At 64.6% G+C, this 21,037-nt stretch carries 19 protein-coding genes, 1 tRNA gene and 1 pseudogene; 9 read left to right on the top strand and 12 right to left on the bottom strand.

From position 1 onward, the window contains the following. Positions 1 to 124: 124 nt before the first annotated feature. A complete protein-coding gene (glgP, locus tag V9L18_RS15755; protein ID WP_337348103.1) occupies positions 125 to 2,743 on the top strand; it encodes an alpha-glucan family phosphorylase in 2,619 nt (872 codons plus the stop codon). A gap of 42 nt (positions 2,744 to 2,785) precedes the next feature. Here glgP and V9L18_RS15750 read toward each other — a convergent pair whose 3' ends face one another. The 7 genes from V9L18_RS15750 to V9L18_RS15720 form a co-directional block, all read right to left on the bottom strand. Then, positions 2,786 to 3,142 (bottom strand): barstar family protein, encoded by a 357-nt coding sequence (locus V9L18_RS15750; RefSeq protein WP_337348102.1) that lies wholly within the window; start codon positions 3,140 to 3,142, stop codon positions 2,786 to 2,788. 25 nt (positions 3,143 to 3,167) lie between these two features. Beyond that, positions 3,168 to 5,279, bottom strand: coding sequence for a glycogen debranching protein GlgX (gene glgX, locus V9L18_RS15745; protein ID WP_337348101.1), 2,112 nt, complete (start codon positions 5,277 to 5,279; stop codon positions 3,168 to 3,170). Positions 5,280 to 5,378: 99 nt separating this feature from the next. Next, entirely contained in the window at positions 5,379 to 6,368 is a 990-nt protein-coding gene (gene rlmB, locus V9L18_RS15740) for a 23S rRNA (guanosine(2251)-2'-O)-methyltransferase RlmB (protein WP_337348100.1), read from the bottom strand. A 68-nt stretch (positions 6,369 to 6,436) separates the two neighbouring features. Then, entirely contained in the window at positions 6,437 to 7,903 is a 1,467-nt protein-coding gene (gene cysS, locus V9L18_RS15735) for a cysteine--tRNA ligase (RefSeq protein ID WP_337348099.1), read from the bottom strand. Then, complete coding sequence (gene ispF, locus V9L18_RS15730) at positions 7,900 to 8,430, bottom strand: 2-C-methyl-D-erythritol 2,4-cyclodiphosphate synthase (RefSeq protein WP_337348098.1); 531 nt, start codon at positions 8,428 to 8,430, stop codon at positions 7,900 to 7,902. Before ispF ends, cysS begins: the two co-directional genes overlap by 4 nt. A gap of 2 nt (positions 8,431 to 8,432) precedes the next feature. Then, positions 8,433 to 9,215: a 2-C-methyl-D-erythritol 4-phosphate cytidylyltransferase gene (ispD, locus tag V9L18_RS15725; protein ID WP_337348097.1), complete on the bottom strand. Its 783-nt coding sequence runs from the start codon at positions 9,213 to 9,215 to the stop codon at positions 8,433 to 8,435. A gap of 97 nt (positions 9,216 to 9,312) precedes the next feature. Further along, positions 9,313 to 9,795 (bottom strand): CarD family transcriptional regulator, encoded by a 483-nt coding sequence (locus tag V9L18_RS15720; RefSeq protein WP_026266570.1) that lies wholly within the window; start codon positions 9,793 to 9,795, stop codon positions 9,313 to 9,315. A 271-nt stretch (positions 9,796 to 10,066) separates the two neighbouring features. On the opposite strand from V9L18_RS15720, the gene V9L18_RS15715 reads away from it, so the two are divergent. After that, positions 10,067 to 10,612 (top strand): hypothetical protein, encoded by a 546-nt coding sequence (locus V9L18_RS15715; RefSeq protein WP_337348113.1) that lies wholly within the window; start codon positions 10,067 to 10,069, stop codon positions 10,610 to 10,612. A 121-nt stretch (positions 10,613 to 10,733) separates the two neighbouring features. Here the strand turns inward: V9L18_RS15715 and V9L18_RS15710 are convergent, their stop codons facing one another. Continuing rightward, positions 10,734 to 11,414: a response regulator transcription factor gene (locus V9L18_RS15710; protein ID WP_337348096.1), complete on the bottom strand. Its 681-nt coding sequence runs from the start codon at positions 11,412 to 11,414 to the stop codon at positions 10,734 to 10,736. Then, on the bottom strand, positions 11,411 to 12,646 hold the full coding sequence (locus V9L18_RS15705; protein WP_337348112.1) for a sensor histidine kinase: 1,236 nt from the start codon (positions 12,644 to 12,646) through the stop codon (positions 11,411 to 11,413). The genes V9L18_RS15710 and V9L18_RS15705 overlap by 4 nt, the downstream gene beginning before the upstream one ends. A gap of 206 nt (positions 12,647 to 12,852) precedes the next feature. Between V9L18_RS15705 and phoU the strand changes: the two are divergent. Beyond that, positions 12,853 to 13,500: pseudogene (phoU, locus tag V9L18_RS15700) on the top strand (phosphate signaling complex protein PhoU); the annotation flags it as partial. A 97-nt stretch (positions 13,501 to 13,597) separates the two neighbouring features. Here phoU and V9L18_RS15695 read toward each other — a convergent pair. Next, the gene (locus V9L18_RS15695) at positions 13,598 to 14,344 is read right to left on the bottom strand and encodes a phosphoglyceromutase (protein WP_337348095.1); all 747 of its coding nucleotides are present in this window, start codon (positions 14,342 to 14,344) and stop codon (positions 13,598 to 13,600) included. Positions 14,345 to 14,433: 89 nt separating this feature from the next. Between V9L18_RS15695 and V9L18_RS15690 the strand changes: the two genes are divergently transcribed. After that, positions 14,434 to 15,270, top strand: coding sequence for a class I SAM-dependent methyltransferase (locus V9L18_RS15690; RefSeq protein ID WP_337348094.1), 837 nt, complete (start codon positions 14,434 to 14,436; stop codon positions 15,268 to 15,270). Between the two features lies 1 nt (position 15,271). Here V9L18_RS15690 and V9L18_RS15685 read toward each other — a convergent pair whose 3' ends face one another. Further along, positions 15,272 to 15,628 carry a DUF2516 family protein gene (locus V9L18_RS15685; protein ID WP_376044557.1) on the bottom strand — a complete coding sequence of 119 codons (357 nt, stop codon included), beginning with the start codon at positions 15,626 to 15,628 and terminating at the stop codon, positions 15,272 to 15,274. 6 nt (positions 15,629 to 15,634) lie between these two features. Further along, on the bottom strand, positions 15,635 to 16,825 hold the full coding sequence (locus tag V9L18_RS15680; RefSeq protein WP_337348093.1) for a trans-sulfuration enzyme family protein: 1,191 nt from the start codon (positions 16,823 to 16,825) through the stop codon (positions 15,635 to 15,637). A gap of 116 nt (positions 16,826 to 16,941) precedes the next feature. Between V9L18_RS15680 and tmk the strand changes: the two genes are divergently transcribed. The 5 genes from tmk to V9L18_RS15655 all read left to right on the top strand — a co-directional run bounded on the left by tmk (position 16,942) and on the right by V9L18_RS15655 (position 21,017). Further along, on the top strand, positions 16,942 to 17,598 hold the full coding sequence (gene tmk / locus V9L18_RS15675; protein ID WP_337348092.1) for a dTMP kinase: 657 nt from the start codon (positions 16,942 to 16,944) through the stop codon (positions 17,596 to 17,598). Next, complete coding sequence (locus V9L18_RS15670; protein ID WP_337348091.1) at positions 17,595 to 18,737, top strand: DNA polymerase III subunit delta'; 1,143 nt, start codon at positions 17,595 to 17,597, stop codon at positions 18,735 to 18,737. Before tmk ends, V9L18_RS15670 begins: the two co-directional genes overlap by 4 nt. A 24-nt stretch (positions 18,738 to 18,761) precedes the next feature. Beyond that, entirely contained in the window at positions 18,762 to 20,327 is a 1,566-nt protein-coding gene (locus V9L18_RS15665; protein WP_337348090.1) for an alpha/beta hydrolase, read from the top strand. A gap of 96 nt (positions 20,328 to 20,423) precedes the next feature. Further along, positions 20,424 to 20,496, top strand: a tRNA-Thr gene (locus V9L18_RS15660). A 116-nt stretch (positions 20,497 to 20,612) separates the two neighbouring features. Further along, positions 20,613 to 21,017, top strand: a complete 405-nt coding sequence (locus V9L18_RS15655) for a nuclear transport factor 2 family protein (protein ID WP_337348089.1) — start codon at positions 20,613 to 20,615, stop codon at positions 21,015 to 21,017. Positions 21,018 to 21,037: the final 20 nt, after the last annotated feature.

Raw genomic sequence — 21,037 nt, 5'->3', positions numbered from 1 at the left:
GATTGCTAAGCCTGCGCAGTTTTTCACGTGGGCGATTCGACTTTTCCGGGGCCTCATCTGTCATTTACCTAAAAGAAAGCTAAAGCTGTTCCGGCCGCCCATGTTGTCGATTAGTGTGGCGCAGGTGAAGGCAATCCGCAGATTTACCGTCCGAACCGTTCTCCCTGAACCGATCAGGCCGCTGGCCCGGTTGGCTACCAACCTGCGCTGGTCCTGGCACCGGCCCACCCGCGAACTTTTCGCGGGCCTGCACCCCAAGGTCTGGGAGGAAAGCGGCCAGGATCCCGTGAGCTTCCTCGGGCTGGTAAGCCGCGAAGAGTTCCAGCGCCTGGCAGCAGACCAGTCAGTGGTGGAGCGCGTACGCGCAGCCGAGGAGGACCTCGACCGGTACCTCGAGGAGCCACGCTGGTACCAGGGCTTGGGATCCGACGCTCCAACCTCCATCGCCTACTTTTCGCCGGAGTTCGGTATCACCGAGGTGCTCCCGCAGTACTCGGGAGGCCTCGGCATCCTGGCGGGCGACCACCTGAAGGCGGCCTCGGACCTTGGCGTCCCCCTGATCGGTGTTGGCCTGCTCTACCAGGCGGGGTACTTCAAGCAGTCGCTCTCGCGCGACGCCTGGCAGCAAGAGACTTATCCGGTACTGGATCCTGACGGACTGCCGCTGACCCTGCTGCGCGAACCATCGGGTGACGGTAACGGCCGCCCCCTCCAGATCTCTCTCCCGCTCCCCAACGGCCGGCGGCTGCTGGCACACATCTGGCGTGCCGACGTCGGACGCGTTCCCCTCCTGCTCCTGGACTCAAACGTTCCCGGCAACGACGACGCCGCGCGCGGAATCACCGACCGCCTGTACGGCGGCGGCGGGGACCACCGGCTCCAGCAGGAACTCCTCCTGGGCATGGGAGGCGTGAAGGCGCTGCGGGCATACCAGCGCCTCACGGGCCGTGACGCCCCGGAAGTGTTCCACACCAACGAAGGCCACGCAGGATTCCTCGGAATTGAACGCATCCAGGAACTGATGTCCGGCGAGGACGCGCTGAGCTTTGAAGAGGCCCTGGCGGCCGGCCGCGCCTCCACGGTTTTCACCACCCACACGCCGGTCCCGGCTGGCATCGACCGGTTCGAGGTTTCGCAGATCCAGCACTTCTTCCAGGCCGGGCTCGCTCCGGCGGTACCGGTGGACAGGATCCTTGAACTGGGCCGCGAGAACTACGCCGACGGCAACCCTTCGGTTTTCAACATGGCAGTGATGGGGCTGCGGCTCGCGCAGCGGGCCAATGGCGTTGCCAAGCTCCATGGCGAAGTGTCCCGCGGCATGTTCTCCGCCCTCTGGCCGGGGTTCGACCACTCCGAGGTGCCCATTACGTCGGTGACGAACGGCGTGCATGTGCCCACCTGGGTGGACGGACGGATCTCCAAATTGGCCAGGGAGCAGTTCGGCACGGAGGCTGAGGCCAACGGCCGGTGGGACCTGGCATACAACGTCAGCGACGCCGATGTCTGGGCCCTGCGCCGGGCGATGCGTGCGGCGCTGGTGGAGGACGTCCGCCGCCGCCTCCGCGCTGCCTGGAAGAAGCGTGGGGCCGCCGACGCCGAACTCGGCTGGACCGACACCGTGCTGGACCCCGACGTGTTGACGATCGGCTTTGCCCGCCGCGTGCCCACGTACAAGCGACTGACGCTGATGCTGCGCGAACCAGACCGGCTGAAGGCACTGCTGCTGCACAAGGAGCATCCCATCCAGCTGGTCATCGCCGGCAAGTCCCACCCGGCCGATGACGCCGGCAAGAAGATGATCCAGGAACTGGTCCGCTTCACCGACGATCCTGAAGTCCGGCACCGGATCGCTTTCCTGCCCAACTACGACATCGCCATGGCCCGCACGCTGTTCCCCGGCTGCGACGTCTGGCTCAACAACCCCCTCCGGCCCTTGGAGGCCTGCGGTACGTCCGGGATGAAGGCTGCCATCAACGGTTCGCTGAACCTTTCAGTGCTCGATGGCTGGTGGGACGAAATGTACGACGGCGAAAACGGCTGGGCGATCCCTACCGCCAACAACGGTGCGTCCCCCGAGGAACGCGACGACATTGAGGCGGCCGCACTCTATGAACTGCTGGAAACCCAGGTGGCGCCGCGCTTCTACGGGAACACCGTCTCCGAAGACGCCGGCGCAGCAGGCCCCTCGGAATCCGGCACTGAAAAAGTCCCCACGCACTGGGTGTCCATGATCAAACACACGCTCTCGCACCTGGGCCCTGCTGTGTCGGCCGAACGGATGCTTCGCGACTACGTGAACATGCTGTACCGGCCGGCAGCCGAAGCGGGCCGCAGGGCTGTCACGGATTCGTACGCCCAGGCCCGGGATCTGGCGGCCTGGACTGCCGAGGTCCGCGCCGCCTGGCCGCTGATCCATGTGGAGCACGTGGATTCCGTGGGCGTTTCAGAAGACCCGCAGATTGGCGACACCCTGCAGGTCAACGCCTATGTGGCCCTCCATACGCTCGCCCCTGAAGATGTCTCGGTGGAGGTGGCCTACGGACGGGCCGAAGAGAACGACACCCTTGCAGACGTCACGGTGATGGAGCTTAAGCCGCAGGAGGATCTCGGCGGCGGACGGCACCTGTTCAGCGGGTCACTGCTCATTGACCGGGCGGGCTCGTTCGGCTACACGGTCCGGGTCCTGCCCACGCACGAGGCACTGGCTTCCAAGGCGGAACTGGGGCTGATCGTCAACGCCTGATATTGGCTCTGACCCAGCCGGCGCGTGAGCGCGCCGGCTGGGTCAGAGCAGCACTGCCGTGACGTTGAGGTCTTTGCCGGCGTAGCTTTCGGCGTCCTGGAGGATCTCGCAGATGATGCCGAAGGACCGGTCGCCCCGGAATGGCGCGGCCACCTGCCACAGGACGGTGACGGGCAGATGGCCGTCGTCCGTGATGCTGTCCGCAAAATCGTGGAGCGAATCGTTGAGGGCATCCAGATTGATGCCGTCGTGCTCCGGGAAGTTCAGGACTTCGCCGAAGGTCTCAAGCACGGCTTTCTTGCTGTCGGCAGCCGGCACCACAAGGCTGCGACGGCCGGCGTCTGCGACCTGCTCCTGCAGCTCTTCCAGGGTCCAGGTGTCAGCGGAATAGATCTTCATAGTTTGCCTAGCTGCCTTCTGCTGACTACGTGCGGTAGATGTTGATCGAGTTCGCCTGAACCACATCCGATTCACCCGAGGCCACAACGCTTCCCTGGCGCAACTCATGCAGCGGGGACGTTGTGAGCCTGAGCTCAAATAACCTGTGCGGCGTGCCGTCGTCATTGGTGACCTGGGGCAGGGTGATCTTCACGTCAGTGTTGCTGCCGTTGACCACCACCAGCCCGGCCAGCGTTCCGTCGTCCGAGCCGAGCAGGAGTTGCATGGTCCGGTGACGCGGGTCATGCCAGCGGTCCATGGACATGGGTTCCCCGGACTGATCAAACCAGAAGAGGTAGGACTGCTCATCCCGGACAGGGAAGTCGTGGGGCTGGCTGGCCAGGAATTCCTTGCGCAGCCTGATGTACCTCTTGGTGCTGCGCAGCATTTCATGGGACTCAGGGGTCCGCGTCCAGTCCACCCAGGCGATCGGGTTGTCCTGGCAGTAGGCGTTGTTGTTCCCCTGCTGGGTCCTGGCCAGTTCATCCCCTGCCGTGATCATGGGCACGCCCATGGAGATCATCAGGGACGCCATCAGGTTGCGCCGGGATTGCGCGCGCTCGGCCAGGATTGACTCGTTCTCAGTGCGCCCCTCGAAACCGTGGTTGTAGCTGCGGTTATCGCCGTGGCCATCCCGGTTCTGCTCACCGTTGGCTTCATTATGCTTGCGGTCATAGGAGACCAGGTCATTGAGCGTGAAGCCGTCGTGGGCCGTGATGAAGTTGAGCGAGGCCAGCCGGGAGCGCCCCGACCCTTCAAACAGCCCGGCAGAACCGGACAATGCGTCGGCCAGCCTTGCGACCGAACCGCCCTGGCCGCCGGCTTCGATGGCGGCGCGGTCAGCGAGCCAAAAAGACCGCACGCCGTCCCGGAAGTGGTCGTTCCAGTCCACCCACCCGCCGGGGAAACGCCCGGTTTGCCAGCCCCCGTAACCCACGTCCCACGGCTCGGCAATGAGTTTCACGTCCGACAACACCGGATCCGCCGCGATGGCCACCAGGAACGGGTGCCGGGGATCAAATTCGTTGGCCGCGTTCCGGCACAGCGTTACGGCAAGGTCGAACCGGAAGCCATCGATGTGGAATTCGTCCACCCAGTACCGGAGGGAGTCGAGCACCAGCTGCACCACACGGGGTTCGCCAAAATTCAGGGTGTTTCCGCAGCCGGTGGTGTCCACATACCGGCCGTGTCCGTCCGTCCGGTAATACTTGTCCTCGCCAAGGCCACGGAAGCTTAGCGCCGGCCGGTCAGGCCCGCCCTCAGCCGTGTGGTTGTAGACAACATCCAGGATCACTTCCAGCCCGGCTGCATGGAGCAGCTTGACCATGCCCTTGAACTCATCCTGGATGGCCTGCGGGCCGGCTTCCTGAGCGGACCGGGTGGCGTAGCTGGGATGGGGCGCGAAGAAGGCGGCGGTGTTGTAGCCCCAGTAGTTGGTCAGGGCAAGGTTCTGGAGGTGGGGTTCGTCAAGGTGGAAATGCACGGGCAGCAGCTGAACGGAAGTGATCCCCAGGCTCTTGAGGTGCTCGATGATGGCCGGGTGCGCCATGCCGGCGTACGTGCCACGGAGTTCCTCGGGCACGTCCGGGTGAAGCATGCTCTGACCTCGGACATGGGCCTCGTAAATGATCGTGTTCCGCCAGTGGGTCCGAGGGCGTGCGTCGTTGCCCCAGTCGAAATCGGCGGCCATCCTGACGTTAGTCAGGAATCCCTCCCGCTGGTCCACCGCCCTGCCGTAAGGATCGAGCAGCAGCGGCTGCCCGCCGTCGTCGTCCAGGTCAAGGGTGGGGACTGAGAGCGGCAGCGATTCCTCTTTGGACGTCGCCCGGAACCCATATCGCGACCCGATGGGGAAACCATCGACGATGCCGTGGTGGACGCCGTGGGTGACGTTTGGCAGCGCCTTGAGCTGCCATTCACCGCCCGGAGCCTTGTACGCGATCTCCAGGCTGGCCACGCCAGGCGCGTACACGGCCACGTTCGCGCGGGACTGCGGAACATGGCCGCCCCCGTTGTCCGGGCGCGGAACGCTGACACCGAGGGGACGCGCCGTGGAGGCGTCCATGGTGGAAGCAGTGTCGAAAAGCGGCATAACCATCACCTAAATATTAGCCGCCGGCGCGAAAATGCCAGTGCTTCCAGTTATGTGACGGTGCCCCCTTAAGCAGCCGCCACCCTTCATCCGTACGCTGCGGTGTTACTTCGTGGCGCGCTGCCGGGAAACCTCGTAAAGGGAAATGCCTACGGCCATTGAGGCGTTCAGCGATTCCATCGCGGAGTCGATCGGGATGGAGACGATTTGGTCGCAGTTTTCCCGGACCAGGCGGCTTAGGCCCTTGCCTTCGGATCCAACCACGATGCACACCGGTTCCGTCGCAAGGGTGAGATCCGGCAGCGAAACGTCGCCGTCACCGTCGAGCCCGAGGACGAAGATGCCCATGTTCTTGAACTGCTTCAGGGCGCTGTTCAGGTTGGCGGCGCGTGCCACCGGGACCCGTACTGCCGCGCCGGCGCTGGTCTTCCAAGCCGAGGCTGTGACGCCGACGGACCGGCGTTCAGGGACAATGACGCCGTGGCCGCTGAAGGCTGAAACGGAGCGGATGATGGCGCCGAGGTTGCGGGGATCGGTAATGCCGTCCAAGGCCACAAACAGCGGCGCGTTAGGGACGTGGCCCTTCTTCCAGCGATCCACTGTTTCCTCCGCCAGGTCATACGCATCCTGGTACTCGTAAGGCGGAATCTGAAGGACCAGACCCTGGTGGACGGCGTCATCGGTCATACGGTCCAGCTCGGGCTTGCCGGTTTCCAGCAAAGGGATGCCACGTTCGGCCGCGATCTTGAGGGACTCCTTGACGCGGTCATCCATTTCGATCCGGATAGCGATGTGCAGTGCCTTGGCGGGGATGCCCGCACGCAGTGCCTCCACCACGGAGTTGCGGCCGGTGACGACCTCTTCGGTAGCCCGTCCCTTGGGACCGGTCCGGGCCGCGCCGGCGCTGCGGGCGCCGGTCCCGCGCTTGGCGGCCGACCTCTCCGCCAACTGCTTGCTCTTGTGGGCCTTGTGGTAAGGGCGGTCCTCCGCCTTGGGCGTGGGGCCCTTGCCTTCGAGGGCCTTACGGCCGTGACCACCGGTTCCGATGGTTGGGCCCTTCTTCGCTTTAACCGATCGGCGACCATTGTTGGCCATTGTGTTCCACCCTTGATTGTTTGACTGAGTCTGCCTACCAGTCTACTGAATCAAGTAAAATCGCCGGTTCAGTCCCGCTGCAGGCTCCAGGTGGCACCGTCGGGGCCGTCCTCGACGGCGATTCCGGCTGCCTTAAGCGTGTCCCGGATGGCGTCCGAGGCTGCCCAGTCCTTGGAGGCCCGGGCCTGGGCGCGGGCCACGAGCTGGGCTTCAACGAGCACACCGAGCGCCTCCGCTTCCCGGCTGTCCCCTGCGTCGGAGCCTGCAACGGCGTTCAGGCCCAGGACTTCAGTCATGAGGCTCACCATGCGCTTGGCCGCGAGGGCAATGACGTCGTCAGAGGCAGCCAAGGCGGCGTTGCCGGCTCGGACAACCTGATGTAGAGCGCCGAGAGCCCTCGGAATATTTAGGTCATCATCCATGGCCGCTTCGAACTCTTCGAACAATTCATCGATGGGCGACCATGTTGAAGACTTTACGTCGCCGAAGTCGCTGTATTTTGCCGCTGCCTTGGCCTGGAATCCATCAATGCGTTCGACGGCGGCCGCAGCCTCCTCCAGGGAGGTGGGCCGGTAGTCCAACACGGAGCGGTAGTGCGCCTGCCCCAGGTAATACCGGACGACGCGCGCCGGGGCCAGTTGCAGCATCTCGGCAGGGCTGACGGTGTTGCCGATGGACTTGGACATCTTTTCGCCCTGGTACGTGACCATGCCGTTGTGCATCCAGAAGTTGGCAAAGCCGTGGCCTGCTGCCTGGGACTGGGCCATCTCGTTCTCGTGGTGCGGGAAGCGCAGGTCCAACCCGCCTCCGTGGATGTCGAATTCGGTGCCAAGGTATTTGGTGACCATGGCAGAGCATTCCAGGTGCCAACCCGGGCGGCCGGCGCCCCAAGGCGAGGCCCAGCTGGCCGTCGTCGGCTCTCCCTCTTTGGAGCCCTTCCACAACGCGAAGTCACGGGGGTCTTTCTTTCCCCGCGGATCGGCATCCTGGGAGCCCTGCATGTCATCGATGTTCTGGCGGGTCAAGGATCCATACCGGTCCCAGGATCGCACGTCGAAATAGACGTCGCCGGAGTCATCCAGCGCGGGATAGGCGTGGCCACGGTCGATCAACTGCTGGATCAGTGCATGCATCTCGGGAATGTGTCCGGTGGCACGCGGCTCATACGTCGGCCGGGACACGCCAAGGGTGTCATAGGCCTTGAGGAACTCCTGCTCGTAACGGTAGGCCAATGCCCACCACTCCTCCTCGCGGAGCTCCCCCGGTTCGGGCGAAAAACCCGGCGCGAAGGACGCCTCAGACTTGGCAAGGATCTTGTCATCGATGTCGGTGACATTCCTGACAACCGTGACGCGGTACCCGCGGTACGTGAGCCAGCGGGTGAGCTGGTCGAACGCAATGGCGGAACGGATGTGTCCGACATGGGGCATGCCCTGGACGGTAGCGCCGCAGTAGTAGAGGCTCGCCTTGCCCGGTTCGAGGGGGACGAAGTCTCGGACTTCGGCGGATGCTGTGTCGTAAAAGCGCAGGGTCACCGCTCCAGATTAGCCGAAGAGTGCACGTTACCCAGGGGATACACCAGCGCGGTGGCCATGGCCGAGATACCCTCACCCCTGCCAGTGAACCCCAGCCCGTCGCTGGTGGTGGCCGTGACGCTGACCGGAGCGCCAGCAGCTTCACTCAGGACGCGCTGGGATTCTTCCCGCCGTGGCCCGAATTTGGGTCGGTTGCCCACAAACTGCACGGCGACGTTGCCGATCTCGAAACCGGCAGCCCGCACGATCCTGGCCGCCTCGGCAAGGAGCGTTACGCCGGAGGCACCGGCAAATTCGGGGCGGTCCGTTCCGAAGTGGGTTCCCAAGTCTCCGATTCCAGCCGCCGAGAACAGTGCGTCTGCCGCGGCGTGGGCTACGGGGTCCCCATCAGAGTGGCCTGCAAGGCCACGTTCACCCTCCCAGTGGAGCCCTCCGAGCCACAATGGGCGGGGTTTGTCCGCGGGGGCGAAGGCATGCACGTCCAGCCCGATTCCAGTGCGCGGCAGGATCATGTTGTCCTGTCCCATGTTCAGCCTTCCACCCAGCGGGTGCCCAGCGGCCCCTCCAGGAGCCCTTCGGCGAGGATCAGGTCCAGAGGCGTGGTGATTTTCAGTGACTGGGTTGAGCCACGGACGGCGAAGACCTGCGTGCCCACCATTTCCACGAGCATGGCGTCGTCCGTGACCGCTGCCGACTGCTTCTCATCCAAAGCCCGGGACGCCTCATGCGCCGTCAGGAGGGTGCTGAGCTGGAAACCCTGAGGCGTTTGGACCGCGCGGAGTTCCTCCCGCGGCGCGGTCCCAGTGACGATTTCCGGCGCCAACGCGCTGTCCTGGCCCGTGGTGGCGGCGACCGTCTTGACGGTGTCCACCACCGGGATAGCGGGGATGACCGCTGCGGCCCCGGCGGCCAACGCGTCGGCGACCCGGTGGAAGACGGATTCGGGAGTGAGCGCCCGCGCGGCATCGTGCACCAGGACCGCCTCAATACCTTCCATCAGGACAGCGATGCCGGCCCGGACGGAGTCCGCACGTGTGGCGCCGCCGTCAACGATCGTCAGGACAGGACCGCCGTCGGCCAGTTCCTCCCGGAAGTCCTCGCAAAGCCGGCGGAGGCCGTCGTCGCCAGCCGGCAGGGCAACACAGACCTGGCTGCTGATTCCGGACGCGACGACGCCGCGCAGGGCATGGGTCAGAAGGGGTTCGCCGCCCAGCGGCACGGCGGCTTTTGGCATGCCGTAGCCGAGCCGCTGCCCTGAACCTGCGGCCACCAGGATCACTGCGGTGACAAGGCGGTTGGGTGTTTCACTCATGCGGACTAGCCTACGTCCCCGGGGGCAGCCCCGGCCGGACCTGCATCCGGGCAAAAAGAAACCCCGGCGACACTTGCGTGCCACCGGGGTTCAATTCTTAGGAAGCCAGGACCTCGTCGAGAACGCTGGCAGCCTTCTCTTCGTCGGTCTTTTCGGCCAGCGCCAATTCTGAAATCAGAATCTGCCGGGCCTTGGCCAGCATTCGCTTCTCACCTGCGGAAAGGCCCCGATCGTGATCGCGGCGCCAGAGGTCGCGGACGACCTCAGCTACCTTGATGACGTCACCGGAAGCAAGCTTCTCCAGATTTGCCTTGTATCTGCGTGACCAGTTGGTGGGCTCTTCAGTGAACTCGGCACGGAGCACATCAAATACGTGCTCCAGGCCTTCCTTGCCCACTACGTCCCGGACCCCAACAAGGTCAACGTTTTCTGCTGGAACTTCAATGGTCAGATCACCCTGAGCCACCTTGAGCTTGAGATACATTTTCTCTTCGCCCTTGACGGTGCGCATCTTGATTTCTTCAATTTTTGCAGCACCGTGGTGAGGGTAAACTACTGTCTCGCCGACCTCAAATACCATGTGGACATTCCCCTTTCCCGCAGACCAGTTTATCACGATTCGGGCATATGACTGGCCGCGAAAGGGGCCCGGAACCGCATGAATACGCGGAAAATGGGCAGAATCGACCCCCTTGAACCCCTTGACGGATGCAGATAATAGTGCATCGAAGGGGCGCTGCCAAGGGCAATGTGACCATCCGGAATCCGCGTTTGGGCGGGTTTGCGGATAGGCTATGGGCTGAATAATGTTCCAAGACTCTTGAGGAGTACGTGACGTGCGTTTCACTGCGATGAACCGGGCCCAGCGCGGCAAACTGGCAATGGCGGCAGCTGCCCTGGGCCTCGGCCTGGTGACCGTGACCGGGTGCGGCTACATCACCCCCCAGCAGACTTCGCACCAGTACTCCGCGTCGGATGGCATCCGCGCGGACCTGGGCCCCCTGCAGCTGCGGAACTTCCTGATCGTTTCTGCAGGCGAAGACCAGCCCGGCCGCCTGCTCGGGGCGGTGTACAACTCGTCGTCAAAGGACGTCAAGCTGACGGTCAACGGTGCTGAAGGCTCGCAGACGCAGGTATCTGTGAAGGCAAACTCGTACACGCTGCTCAACGACTCGACCGACGAAGCGATCCTCAGCACCAGCGGCGGTATTGCCGGCTCCCTGGTGCCGGTCAAGGTCACCGAAAGCGGCACCAACGTGACTGACACCATCGACGTCCCCGTCCTGGACGCAACCCTGGAAGAGTACAAGGAGTATGTCCCGGGCGGCGGCGAGCCCACCGGAACGAGCTCGCCGACGCCGACGCCGTCGACCTCCTCTGCGGCCGCAGCGCACTAGGCACTTTCCGGGTCCGGAACCCGAACGTACAAAGGAGGGGCTCCCCGTCGGGAGCCCCTCCTTTGTGCTTCCGGCCGCACGCGTCCGGCGCTGTCCATCCGGTCTTAGGCAGCCAGCCGGCTCAGGGTTCGAACTTGTAGCCGAGGCCGCGGACCGTCACCAGGAACCGCGGCGCCGACGGGTCCGGCTCAATCTTGCTCCGCAGCCGCTTGACATGGACGTCAAGGGTCTTGGTGTCGCCAACGTAGTCGGAGCCCCAGACCCGGTCGATGAGTTGGCCACGCGTCAGGACGCGCCCCGAGTTCCGGAGCAGCATTTCGAGCAATTCGAACTCCTTCAGGGGCAGCAGCACCTGTTCGCCGCCCACGCTCACCACATGCCGCTCGATGTCCATCCGGACAGGTCCGGCCTGAACCGTGGAGGAGATCAGCTCTTCCGGTTCGCCCTGGCGGCGGAGCACAGCCCTTACCCTGGCTACCAGCTCGCGGGAGGAATACGGCTTGGTCACGTAGTCGTCGGCGCCCAACTCCAGGCCCACTACTTTGTCGATCTCGGAATCCTTGGCGGTCAGCATAATGACCGGGACACCGGACCGCTGCCGGAGCTGCCGGCACACTTCAGTCCCGGACAGGCCCGGGAGCTGTAGGTCCAGCAGAACCAGGTCGGCCCCGTTGCGGTCGAATTCGGTGATGGCGTCCAGGCCGTTGTCCACGACCTCCACCTCGAAGCCTTCCTTGCCCAGCAAATAGGACAGCGGGTCGCTGAACGACTCTTCGTCCTCAACTATCAAGATCCTGCTCAAGCGCTAGCTCCTTGTTCGTGTGCGCCGGCGGCGCGGGATTCATGGGTCTGCTGGGCGGCGTGGTTCCGGGACCGTGCAAAGGACGGGCTGGGGGCCGGTTCGTCCTCGACGTCCTGCCCCTCCATTTCCGGAAGCCGCAGTGTAAAGGTGGAGCCTTGGCCGGGCTGGGACCACAGGGTGACCTCGCCACCGTGGTTTGAGACAACGTGCTTGACGATGCTCAGTCCAAGACCTGTTCCGCCGGTGTGCCGGGAACGTGCCGCGTCCACGCGATAGAAACGCTCGAACACGCGCTCCTGGTCCTCCGGGGACAATCCTTCGCCCTGGTCAGTCACTGAGATGGCGATGAGTCCTTCCTTGGCACGGACACCCACCCCCACCCGGGTGTTCTCCGGCGAGTACCGGATGGCGTTGTCAATCAGGTTGCGCAGCGCCGTGACCAGCAGGTCAGGGTCCCCGTAGACCTTTCCGTCCACGTGCCCGCCCACCACGATCTTGATGTTTTTGCTTTCCGCGGGGAGCTGGGACCGGTCCACGGCCTCATGGATGACGGTGTTGATATCCACGGGCCTTCCCTGCTGGGTGACACTGGCTCCCTGCAGGCGCGACAACTCGATGATGTCCTGGACGAGCGCCGCCAGGCGGCCGGACTCCTTGTGCATGCGCTTGGCGAAACGGCGCACGGCGTCCTCATCGTCAGCCGAGGACTCCAGCGCTTCGGCGAGGAGGGAGATCGCCCCCACCGGGGTCTTCAGCTCGTGGGACACGTTGGCCACAAAGTCGTTGCGGATTTCTTCGGTCCGGGTGATTTCGGTGCGGTCGTCGGCCAGCAGGAGAATGTATTCCTCACCGAGCATAGCTGCACGCACCTGCACGATGATGGTCCCCTGGCCGAGCGGGCCTCGGGGCAGCTCCAGCTGTTTCTCGATAATCACGCCGTCGCGGCGGACGCCGGCGGTCATGTCCAGCAACTGCTTGTGAACCACGGTATGGCCGCGCACCAGGCCATACGCGTAGGCCGCCGGGCTGGCCCGGACCACACCGTCCACGGCATCCACCACCACAAAGGCACGCCCGACGACGGCCAGCACCTCAGCTGCGCCCGCCGGCAGTGCGAGTTCGTCGACGTCGATATCAACCAGTTGACGCTGCTTTTCGCTGACCCTGAAAGCAAGCACGCCGAAAGTGCCGAACGACAGGCCGATGAGGCCTGCAATGACACCGATGAGCATAGGATCCACGTTCCCAGCTTATGCTGTGGGAAATGCGGTATCGCCGCATCAGACCCCCTGGGGGAGACGGTTCAACTAACGTTCATCTGCCGAGTGCCAATCGTTCACCAGCCGCTGGCAGAGTATGGAGTTGGACTGCCGAACGGCGACACGAACCCCCGCCTGCGGACAAGGCCGGCGGGCGGTTCCAAGGAAAGGACGCCAACGTGCGTAAGGTTTTTCAGGAAGAACTTGCCCAGGTCGGTGAGCAGCTCGTCGAGATCTCACAGCTGGTCAGCGAGGCGATCGGAAAGGCAACGACGTCTCTCCAGGTGGCGGACGTGGACTTGGCCCAGGACGTGATCGCAGCTGACGCCCGGATCGATTTCCTTCAGAACAGCCTCGACGAGCGCGCTATCGACATCCTGGCCCTGCAGGGCCCGGTTGCCAGCGACCTCCGCATGCTGGTGGGCTCGCTGCGCATGAGCGCGTCTCTGGAGCGGATGGGTGACCTCGCCCGCCACATCGCCCAGTTGGCCCGCCTGCGCTTCCCCTCCACGGTGATCCCGGCCTCCATGACCGATACGTTCAAGGAGCTGGCTGAACTGGACCAGCTGATCGCGGCCAAGCTGACGGTGTTGCTGGAAACCCGCAACCTTGAAGTTGCCCGCGACATCCTGAAGGCGAACAGTGCCATTAACGACCTCCACCTGAGCGTGTTCAAGGCAATCGCCAGCCCGGACTGGCAGGAATCCCCCGCTACCACCGTGGACGTGGCCCTCGCCAGCCGTTATTTCGAGCGCTTCGCGGACCACGGCGTTTCCGTGGCCCAGAAAGTCACCTACCTCGTGACCGGTGCCTGGCCGCCCACGGGCCCCTCGCTCTGTTTCCTGGTGCTTTTTTCCCCAGAAACCGCGGGGGGGCGGGCCACGTTGTGGTCCGGGCCCCGCCGTCGTTATTTGCTTGGTACTCCTACTTCTTACCCTGGTTGGCTACGGCCAGGATGGCTTCCGCAGCGGCATCCGGGTCCAGGTAGGTGCCGCCCCGCTTGACCGGCTGGAAGTCCTCGTCCAGGTCGTAGACCAGCGGGATGCCGGTGGGGATGTTCAGGCTGGCGATCGCTTCGTCGCTGATGCCGTCAAGGTGCTTGACCAAGGCGCGCAGCGAGTTGCCGTGGGCCGTGACCAGGACAGTCTTGCCGGTCTTGAGGTCTTCCTTGATGTCCGATTCCCAGTACGGCAGGAGGCGGACCAGGACGTCCTTCAGGCACTCGGTGCGCGGGAGGGCCGCGCCGAGGTCGGCGTAGCGGGGATCGTGCGCCTGGGAGAACTCGCTGTCGTCGTCCAGGGGCGGCGGCGGGGTGTCGTAGGACCGGCGCCATTCCATGAACTGCTCCTCGCCGTATTCAGCCAGGGTCTGTGCCTTGTCCTTGCCCTGCAGCGCACCATAGTGGCGCTCGTTCAGGCGCCAGTCGCGCTTGACGGGAATCCAGCCACGGTCGGCCTTGTCCAGGGCGATGTTGGCCGTGTTGATGGCCCGCTTCAGGAGCGATGTGTAAAGGATGTCGGGGAGCACATCGTGCTCGACCAGAAGCTCGCCGCCGCGTGCTGCCTCCTCGCGGCCTTGGTCGTTCAGGTCAACGTCCACCCAGCCGGTGAACAGGTTCTTGGCGTTCCATTCGCTGTGGCCGTGGCGCAGCAGAATCAGCTTGTAAGTCATGATTTTCATCCTAGCTGAGCGCCGCTGCCGCCCGCCCAGCGTTACAGGGCAGGGTCACGCGGATCCGTCACGTTGGATAGGGTTGGGCGGTGGTTCAAAAAGCTGACCGGGTGGCCGCCCCCAAGATGGCCGGCACGAACAGGACCGCCAAACCGGTGGGGAACATTACCCGCGGCACTACCAACCCCAACCGCATGCGTCGCGTGGACCGCTGGCTCACCGGTCCCCAGGCCAGGCGCCTGCGCATGGCAGAGGATCCCCTGGTGGTCGACCTGGGCTATGGCGCAACGCCCGCCACCGCCGTCGAACTTTTTGAACGCCTTCGCACTATCCGGCCGGACGTCCGCGTGTGCGGCATCGAGATCGAACCGGAGCGTGTCCGCGCCGCGAAGGAGTTGGAAGAGCCCGGGCTGAGCTTCCTGGTGGGCGGTTTCGAACTGCCCGTGCCCGGCCGACCGGTGCTGGTCCGCGCATTCAACGTGCTGCGCCAATATGAGGAAGCGGATGTGGAAAGGATCTGGCGGCTGGTTCAGGGCAGGCTCGCCCCCGGAGGACTGTTCATTGACGGCACCTGCGACGAGATCGGCCGGCGCGTGACGTGGATTGCCCTCGACAACGAGCGGCCGCTGTCCTTGAGCATGTCGGTGCGGTTCGGAAGTTTTGTGCTGCCCTCGGAGGTGGCGGAACGGCTGCCGAAAGCGCTGATCCACAGGAATGTCCCCGGTGAACGTATCCACGGCCTCATGGCGGCGATGGACCGGGCATGGCTGGAATCGGCGCCGCTGGCGCCGTTCGGAAACCGTCAGCGCTGGCACGCGATGTGCAAAACACTGCTCGACGGCGGCTGGCCCGTTCAGGACGGACCCTCGCGGTGGCGCCTGGGTGAACTTACAGTGGGCTGGGAAGCTGTAGCGCCGGGTGTCTAGGTCACCACGGCCCGTAGGGCCCGGTGTTGCGGCTGCCTCCGCGACCGGCGTCCTTCACTGCAGGACGGACGTCGGCGAGGTAGACCGAGGCAGCCACCACGGCGGCCAGGCCAAAGAGGCCCAGGGTGCCGAACAGGCCCCCGCCGCTGCCGAGGAGCGAGAAGACGCCCACGAGGGTGGCACCGCCGGTGAGGGCGAGCCAGAAGGTCTTGGTCCGCTTGCCGGTGGCTTCAAAAGCATTCGACCTGTGCCGTGCGCAATCAACCAGCGCCCAGAGTTCAAGCCCCAGGGCCACCACGGCAAGGACAAAGAAAACTGCCCGCTCCACATAAAAAATCATCACTTGACCGTCCACCATCCCAGCCTAGCCTTCCAGCGAGTCGAGCGCCTGCTTCAAATCGGCCCAGAGGTCCTCAACGTTTTCGATTCCGACGCTGAGGCGCACCAGGTTCTCCGGAACGCTCAGCGGTTCGGCAGTGTGGCGGCGGCGCCGTTCGATCAGGGACTCCACGCCACCCAGGGACGTCGCAGGCAGCCACAGTTGCAGGGCACGGACAAGCGTGTCCGCGGCGTCGGCGCCACTGAGATCCCCGACCGGCGCGATCTGGATGCACACGATCGATCCGAAGCCCTTCATCTGGGCCTTCGCCCGTTCGTGGCCGGGATCATCGGCAAGCCCGGGGAAGTGGATGCTTTCGACCCGCGAGTGGGCGCCCAGCCGCTCGGCGAGGACCGCCGCCGATTCCTGCGAGCGTTCGATCCGCAGGGCCAGCGTCCGCAGGCCGCGCAGCGCCAGCCAGGCTTCGAACGGCCCGGCAATTGCCCCGTGGATGGTCCGATGGTGCAGCAGCGCCGCACGGATGTCCGGGTTTGGCGTGACCAAAGCACCCAGGACGACGTCGGAGTGCCCGGCGAGGTACTTGGTGACCGAATGGAGGACAACGTCTGATCCCAAGGCCAGAGGCTGCTGCACCAACGGGGTGGAGAACGTGTTGTCCGTGACAACGATCGCCCCGGCCCGGTGCGCGGCCTCCGTGAGGGCGGGAATATCGGCGATGCCCAGCATGGGATTGGTGGGGCTTTCCAGCCACAACATGCTGGCCGTTCGGGCGTCCGGACCCTTCGGGGTGATCTGCTCCTTGACCGCTTCCGTGTCGGCGATGTCTACTGTGCGGAGCTCAATGAAGCCCTTCTGGGCAAGCTCTGCGGCCATCACCAGGGAACCCGAGTAGCTGTGGGACGGCATGACCAGGACGCCGCCGGCGGGCACCAGGGACAGCGCTGAACTGACCGCCGCAAGTCCCGACGCGTACAACAGGCCCGGCAGAGCGGACCCTTCCAGCTGGCCGAGGGCCTCTTCAAAGGGGTCCCACGTGGGGTTGGCGTACCTGCCGTAGCCGCGGTCGCCGTCCGCCAGCGGTCCAGTGCCGAAATAGGTTGAAGAGAGCACGATAGGCGGGTTCACCGGTTCGTCCCGCTCACGTGCCGGCCGGCCGGCGGCGACAACCACGGTCTCGGCTGAAAGGGACGCGGCCTGGTGTTGGGTGAGACTCATGGGGCTAGCGTACTTCGGACCGCTGCCTCCCCAGAAAGCCGTTACCTATGCGCCCGGGGACGGCAGCAGGCCAGAGCCCAGTCGGTGAATGTCAGTGGGGTCGGTAGGCTTGTTAGGTGACTATCCAGAGCCCCGGGCTTTTTATCGCGTTTGAAGGCGGCGACGGCGCCGGCAAGTCCACGCAGGCGGCCCGGCTGGCCGAAGCCCTGGAATCCCGCGGCCTGAAAGTGCTGCGGACCCGGGAGCCTGGGGGCACGCCCATCGGCGAGAAGCTACGTTCCCTGGTACTGGATCACGGTCACGGCCACATCGATGCCCACACCGAGGCTCTTATTTTCGCGGCGTCCCGCGCTGCACATGCAGGCCAGGTCATACGTCCCGCGCTGGAGCGGGGAGACATCGTCCTCACGGACCGCTACATCGATTCCTCAGTTGCCTACCAGGGCGCCGGCCGTGACCTTGGCACCGAGGCGGTCCGGTTACTCAACGAATGGGCCACCGAAGGCCTTCGCCCCGATCTGACAGTCCTGCTGGACGTGGACCCGGCAGTCGGCCGCCGCCGCCGCACCGCAGGGGACGCAGCTGAGGACCGCCTGGAATCCGAGGCCGATGAATTCCATGCCCATATCCGGGAAGCGTTCCTCCAACTCGCGGCGTCCCGCCCTGAGGCCTACTTGGTGCTGCCCGCACACCTCGACGTGACAGAACTGGGGGCACGGATCCTGGCCCGCGTGGATGCGCTCCTCGCCTCCTCCGGCCGCGGTGCGGCATGAGCGTCTGGGACGATCTCCAAGGCCAGCCCGCCGTCGTCGAACAGCTCCGGCAGGCTTCCCTCGGCGAGGGGCTGACCCATGCCTGGCTGTTCACAGGGCCGCCCGGTTCGGGACGTTCCAACGCTGCCAAGGCGTTCGCAGCGGCGCTGAACTGCGACGAGGACGACGTGACCCGCCGTGGCTGTGGAACCTGCCCCGCCTGCCTGACCATCCTGGGCGAGACGCATTCCGATGTAACGTTCGTCCGCACCGAAAAGGTCACTATCACCATTGATGAGGCCCGGGAACTGGTGTCAAAGGCGGGGAACAGGCCCTCGTCCGGCCGATGGCGAATCATCGTGGTGGAAGACGCGGACCGGATGGCCGAACGGACCACGAATGTGCTGCTCAAAGCCATCGAGGAACCCACGCCGCGGACCATCTGGATGCTGTGTGCACCCTCGCCGGCGGACGTGCTGGTGACCATCCGCTCCCGCTGCCGCGCCGTGGCACTCCGGCTGCCACCTGCGGCGGACGTGGCCGCCCTGCTGGTCAAGCGCGACGGCGTTGATCCGGCGCTCGCCGAACAAGCCGCCCGGGCGGCCCAAAGCCATGTGGGGATAGCCCGCCGCCTTGCCCGGGACCCCGCGGCCCGGGAGCGCCGGCTGGAAACAGTGAAGTTCCCGCTGGGGCTGCGCGGCGTCACCGCCGCCGTGATGATGGCCGAAAAGCTGGTGAAAATCGCCACGACAGAAGCGAACAGCTCCAACGAAGAGCGCGACGCCGCCGAGAAGGCTGCACTCCTTGCCACGCTGGGTGCGCCCGAATCGGGGACACTGCCGCCAGCAATGCGCAGCCAGGTCAAACAGCTCGAGGACGACCAGAAGCGGCGGGCCAAACGTTCCATCACCGATTCCCTCGACCGGACCCTGACGGACCTGCTTTCCTTCTACCGGGACGTACTCATCATCCAGCTCGGGAATGCTGTGGAGCTGGTGAACGTTGAGCTGAGGGGTGAACTGGAGGAATTCGCCTCCCGGTCCACCCCGGAGGTCACCCTCGCCCGCATGGATGCAATCAACAAAGCCCGGGAACGCATCACCACTACCAACGTTGCTCCGCTGTTGACTATTGAGTCCATGGCAGCCAGCCTGATCTAGCCCCCTTACAAGGAGACACTCTCGATGACTGCTCGCCCCCTGCCCGTACGCCCCCGGTCCCTGGGGATTGGAGTGCGGGCCGCCGGCGCCCTGGTTCTGGCCATGGTGCTGGCTTCGTGCACCCTTTTTGACGGTGGGGAACAGGAGCAGGGCAGCGCGACAGCCAAGGCAGATCCGTCGATCGTCGCTGCGGCGCCGGAAGGACTCGATTCCTTCTACTCGCAGGAGGTCGTGTGGGAGCCCTGTGAAAGCGGCTTCCAATGTGCCAAGATCACCGTGCCCATGGATTACAAAAAGCCCGACGGCGAGACGATCCAGATTGCTGCCCTGAAGGCTGCGAGTACGGGCAAAAAGACCGCGACCCTGCTGGTCAACCCGGGAGGGCCGGGCGCATCCGGCTACGACTTCGTCAAGGATGCTGCAGGCACGCATTTTTCCAAGCCCGTGCGCGACAGCTATGACCTGGTGGGATTCGATCCCCGGGGCGTGAAGCGGTCGTCCCCTGTTACCTGCATGACCGATGCCGAACGCGACGCCGCCCGCGCCAAAATCTACGCCCTAGACACCGACGCCGGGCTGGCCGCCGCCTTGGCGGATAACAAGGCCATCGCTGCTCAGTGCGCCGAGCAGACAGGTCCGGCCCTGGGGCTCATCGACACCGTCAGCTCGGCCAAAGACCTGGACATCCTGCGCGCCGTGGTCAACGACAACAAGCTGAATTACCTGGGTTACTCCTATGGCACGTTCCTGGGCTCCACTTATGCTTCGCTATTCCCTGACAACGTGGGCCGTATGGTCCTGGACGGCGCCCTGGATCCGTCCATCAGCAATGAGGAACTCACCAGCGGGCAGGCCCGTGCCTTTGAAAAGGCCATCCGGGCCTATGTTGCCGACTGCCTCCAGGAGGACGGCTGCCCCCTGAACGGTACCGTGGACGACGGCGTCCAGCAGATCCGTGACCTCATCGGCGCAGTCCAGCAGACGCCGCGTACGGCCAAGGACGGACGCCTGGTGAATGCCAACATGTTCGTCAGCGGACTCATCACGCCGCTCTACAACGACGCAAGCTGGCCTGCTCTGACCCAGGCCCTTGATGCCGCCATGACGGGCGACGTGAGCCTGATGCTCCGGCTCGCCGACCTCGGCGCGGACCGCACTTCGAACGGTACGTACTCGTCCAACTCAACCTTCGCGTTCAACGCCATCAACTGTCTGGACTACCCGATGGTCTCGGACACCGCAGGCATGCGTGCCGAGCAGCAGCGCCTGATGAAGAACTCCCCCACTTTGGGATACTTCTTCGCCTACGGCGGCACGAACTGCGTGGACTGGCCCTTCTCGAGCGTGCGGACCCCTGCCCCCGTGGAATACAGCGGTGAGGCCCCCATCGTGGTGATTGGGACCACGGGCGACCCCGCCACGCCAGTGGAATGGGCAGCGTCCCTGCGGAAGCAACTGGGGAATGCGTCCCTGCTGACCTGGCAGGGTGAGGGACACACGGCCTACGGCCGGTCCAACGACTGCATTGGGGACGCCGTGGACAGCTACCTCGTGGAAGGCAAGGTTCCTGCCGACAACACTGTCTGCTGAGTAGGCCGTGGCGTCCATTTTGACCCGGGCGCAGGGACTCTATTACAGTTGACTCTTGCATGAAGCAGCCGGTTTCTTCCGGTCACCTCATGCGGTGCTTCCTTAGCTCAGTCGGTAGAGCGTTTCACTCGTAATGAAAAGGTCATCAGTTCGATTCTGATAGGAAGCTCGGGATAAACCCCGCGTTGTCGTTGATTTCGACGATGACGCGGGGTTTTTCGCTGGTTAAGCCGGACCCTGCATTTTGAGGATGCGCAAGCGGCCGGGCCGGGAGCATACTGAGGCATGAGCGAGCGCGACGACTTCCTGGCGTGGGTGAAGTCCGCGCTGTATCAGGCGGAACTGGCCCTGCACAACGGCGACTCAGGACCACGCCGCGCGCTCTGGTCCCGTAACGAACCCGTCAGCGTCCTGGGTGCATGGCGCAATGCCCACGGGCAGCAGGAACTGGACGGGCTATTCACAGCGCTGGCAGCGGGCTTCTCCGACTGCGCTTCCTATGAGTTCGAGCTCCTGGCATACGACGTTGTGGGCAATATGGCCTATACCGCCGGATTGGAACACACCTCCGCCTCTGTCAACGGTGCGCCGCGCACGTATACCCTGCGGGCCACCCAGGTCTACCGACGCGAAGGCGGCGAATGGAAAGTCGCCCACCGGCATGGCGACACCGTGGGCGAAGACGGGTAGCTAACTCCGGCCAAATGCCA

It is taken from the genome of Pseudarthrobacter sp. CCNWLW217, assembly GCF_037203985.1.
GTDB lineage: Bacteria > Actinomycetota > Actinomycetes > Actinomycetales > Micrococcaceae > Arthrobacter.
The sequence above is the reverse complement of the archived record's forward strand: the minus strand, read 5'-3'. Positions and strand labels throughout refer to the sequence as shown.

Excerpts from the sequence above, each read along its gene's own strand:
- V9L18_RS15750 (WP_337348102.1), bottom strand. The coding sequence starts at position 3,142 with ATGAAGATCTATTCCGCTGACACCTGGACCCTGGAAGAGCTGCAGGAG.
- glgX (WP_337348101.1), bottom strand. The coding sequence starts at position 5,279 with ATGGTTATGCCGCTTTTCGACACTGCTTCCACCATGGACGCCTCCACG.
- rlmB (WP_337348100.1), bottom strand. The coding sequence starts at position 6,368 with ATGGCCAACAATGGTCGCCGATCGGTTAAAGCGAAGAAGGGCCCAACC.
- ispF (WP_337348098.1), bottom strand. The coding sequence starts at position 8,430 with ATGGGACAGGACAACATGATCCTGCCGCGCACTGGAATCGGGCTGGAC.
- ispD (WP_337348097.1), bottom strand. The coding sequence starts at position 9,215 with ATGAGTGAAACACCCAACCGCCTTGTCACCGCAGTGATCCTGGTGGCC.
- V9L18_RS15720 (WP_026266570.1), bottom strand. The coding sequence starts at position 9,795 with ATGGTATTTGAGGTCGGCGAGACAGTAGTTTACCCTCACCACGGTGCT.
- V9L18_RS15715 (WP_337348113.1), top strand. The coding sequence starts at position 10,067 with ATGAACCGGGCCCAGCGCGGCAAACTGGCAATGGCGGCAGCTGCCCTG.
- V9L18_RS15705 (WP_337348112.1), bottom strand. The coding sequence starts at position 12,646 with ATGCTCATCGGTGTCATTGCAGGCCTCATCGGCCTGTCGTTCGGCACT.
- V9L18_RS15695 (WP_337348095.1), bottom strand. The coding sequence starts at position 14,344 with ATGACTTACAAGCTGATTCTGCTGCGCCACGGCCACAGCGAATGGAAC.
- V9L18_RS15685 (WP_376044557.1), bottom strand. The coding sequence starts at position 15,628 with ATGGTGGACGGTCAAGTGATGATTTTTTATGTGGAGCGGGCAGTTTTC.
- V9L18_RS15680 (WP_337348093.1), bottom strand. The coding sequence starts at position 16,825 with ATGAGTCTCACCCAACACCAGGCCGCGTCCCTTTCAGCCGAGACCGTG.
- V9L18_RS15670 (WP_337348091.1), top strand. The coding sequence starts at position 17,595 with ATGAGCGTCTGGGACGATCTCCAAGGCCAGCCCGCCGTCGTCGAACAG.
- V9L18_RS15665 (WP_337348090.1), top strand. The coding sequence starts at position 18,762 with ATGACTGCTCGCCCCCTGCCCGTACGCCCCCGGTCCCTGGGGATTGGA.
- V9L18_RS15655 (WP_337348089.1), top strand. The coding sequence starts at position 20,613 with ATGAGCGAGCGCGACGACTTCCTGGCGTGGGTGAAGTCCGCGCTGTAT.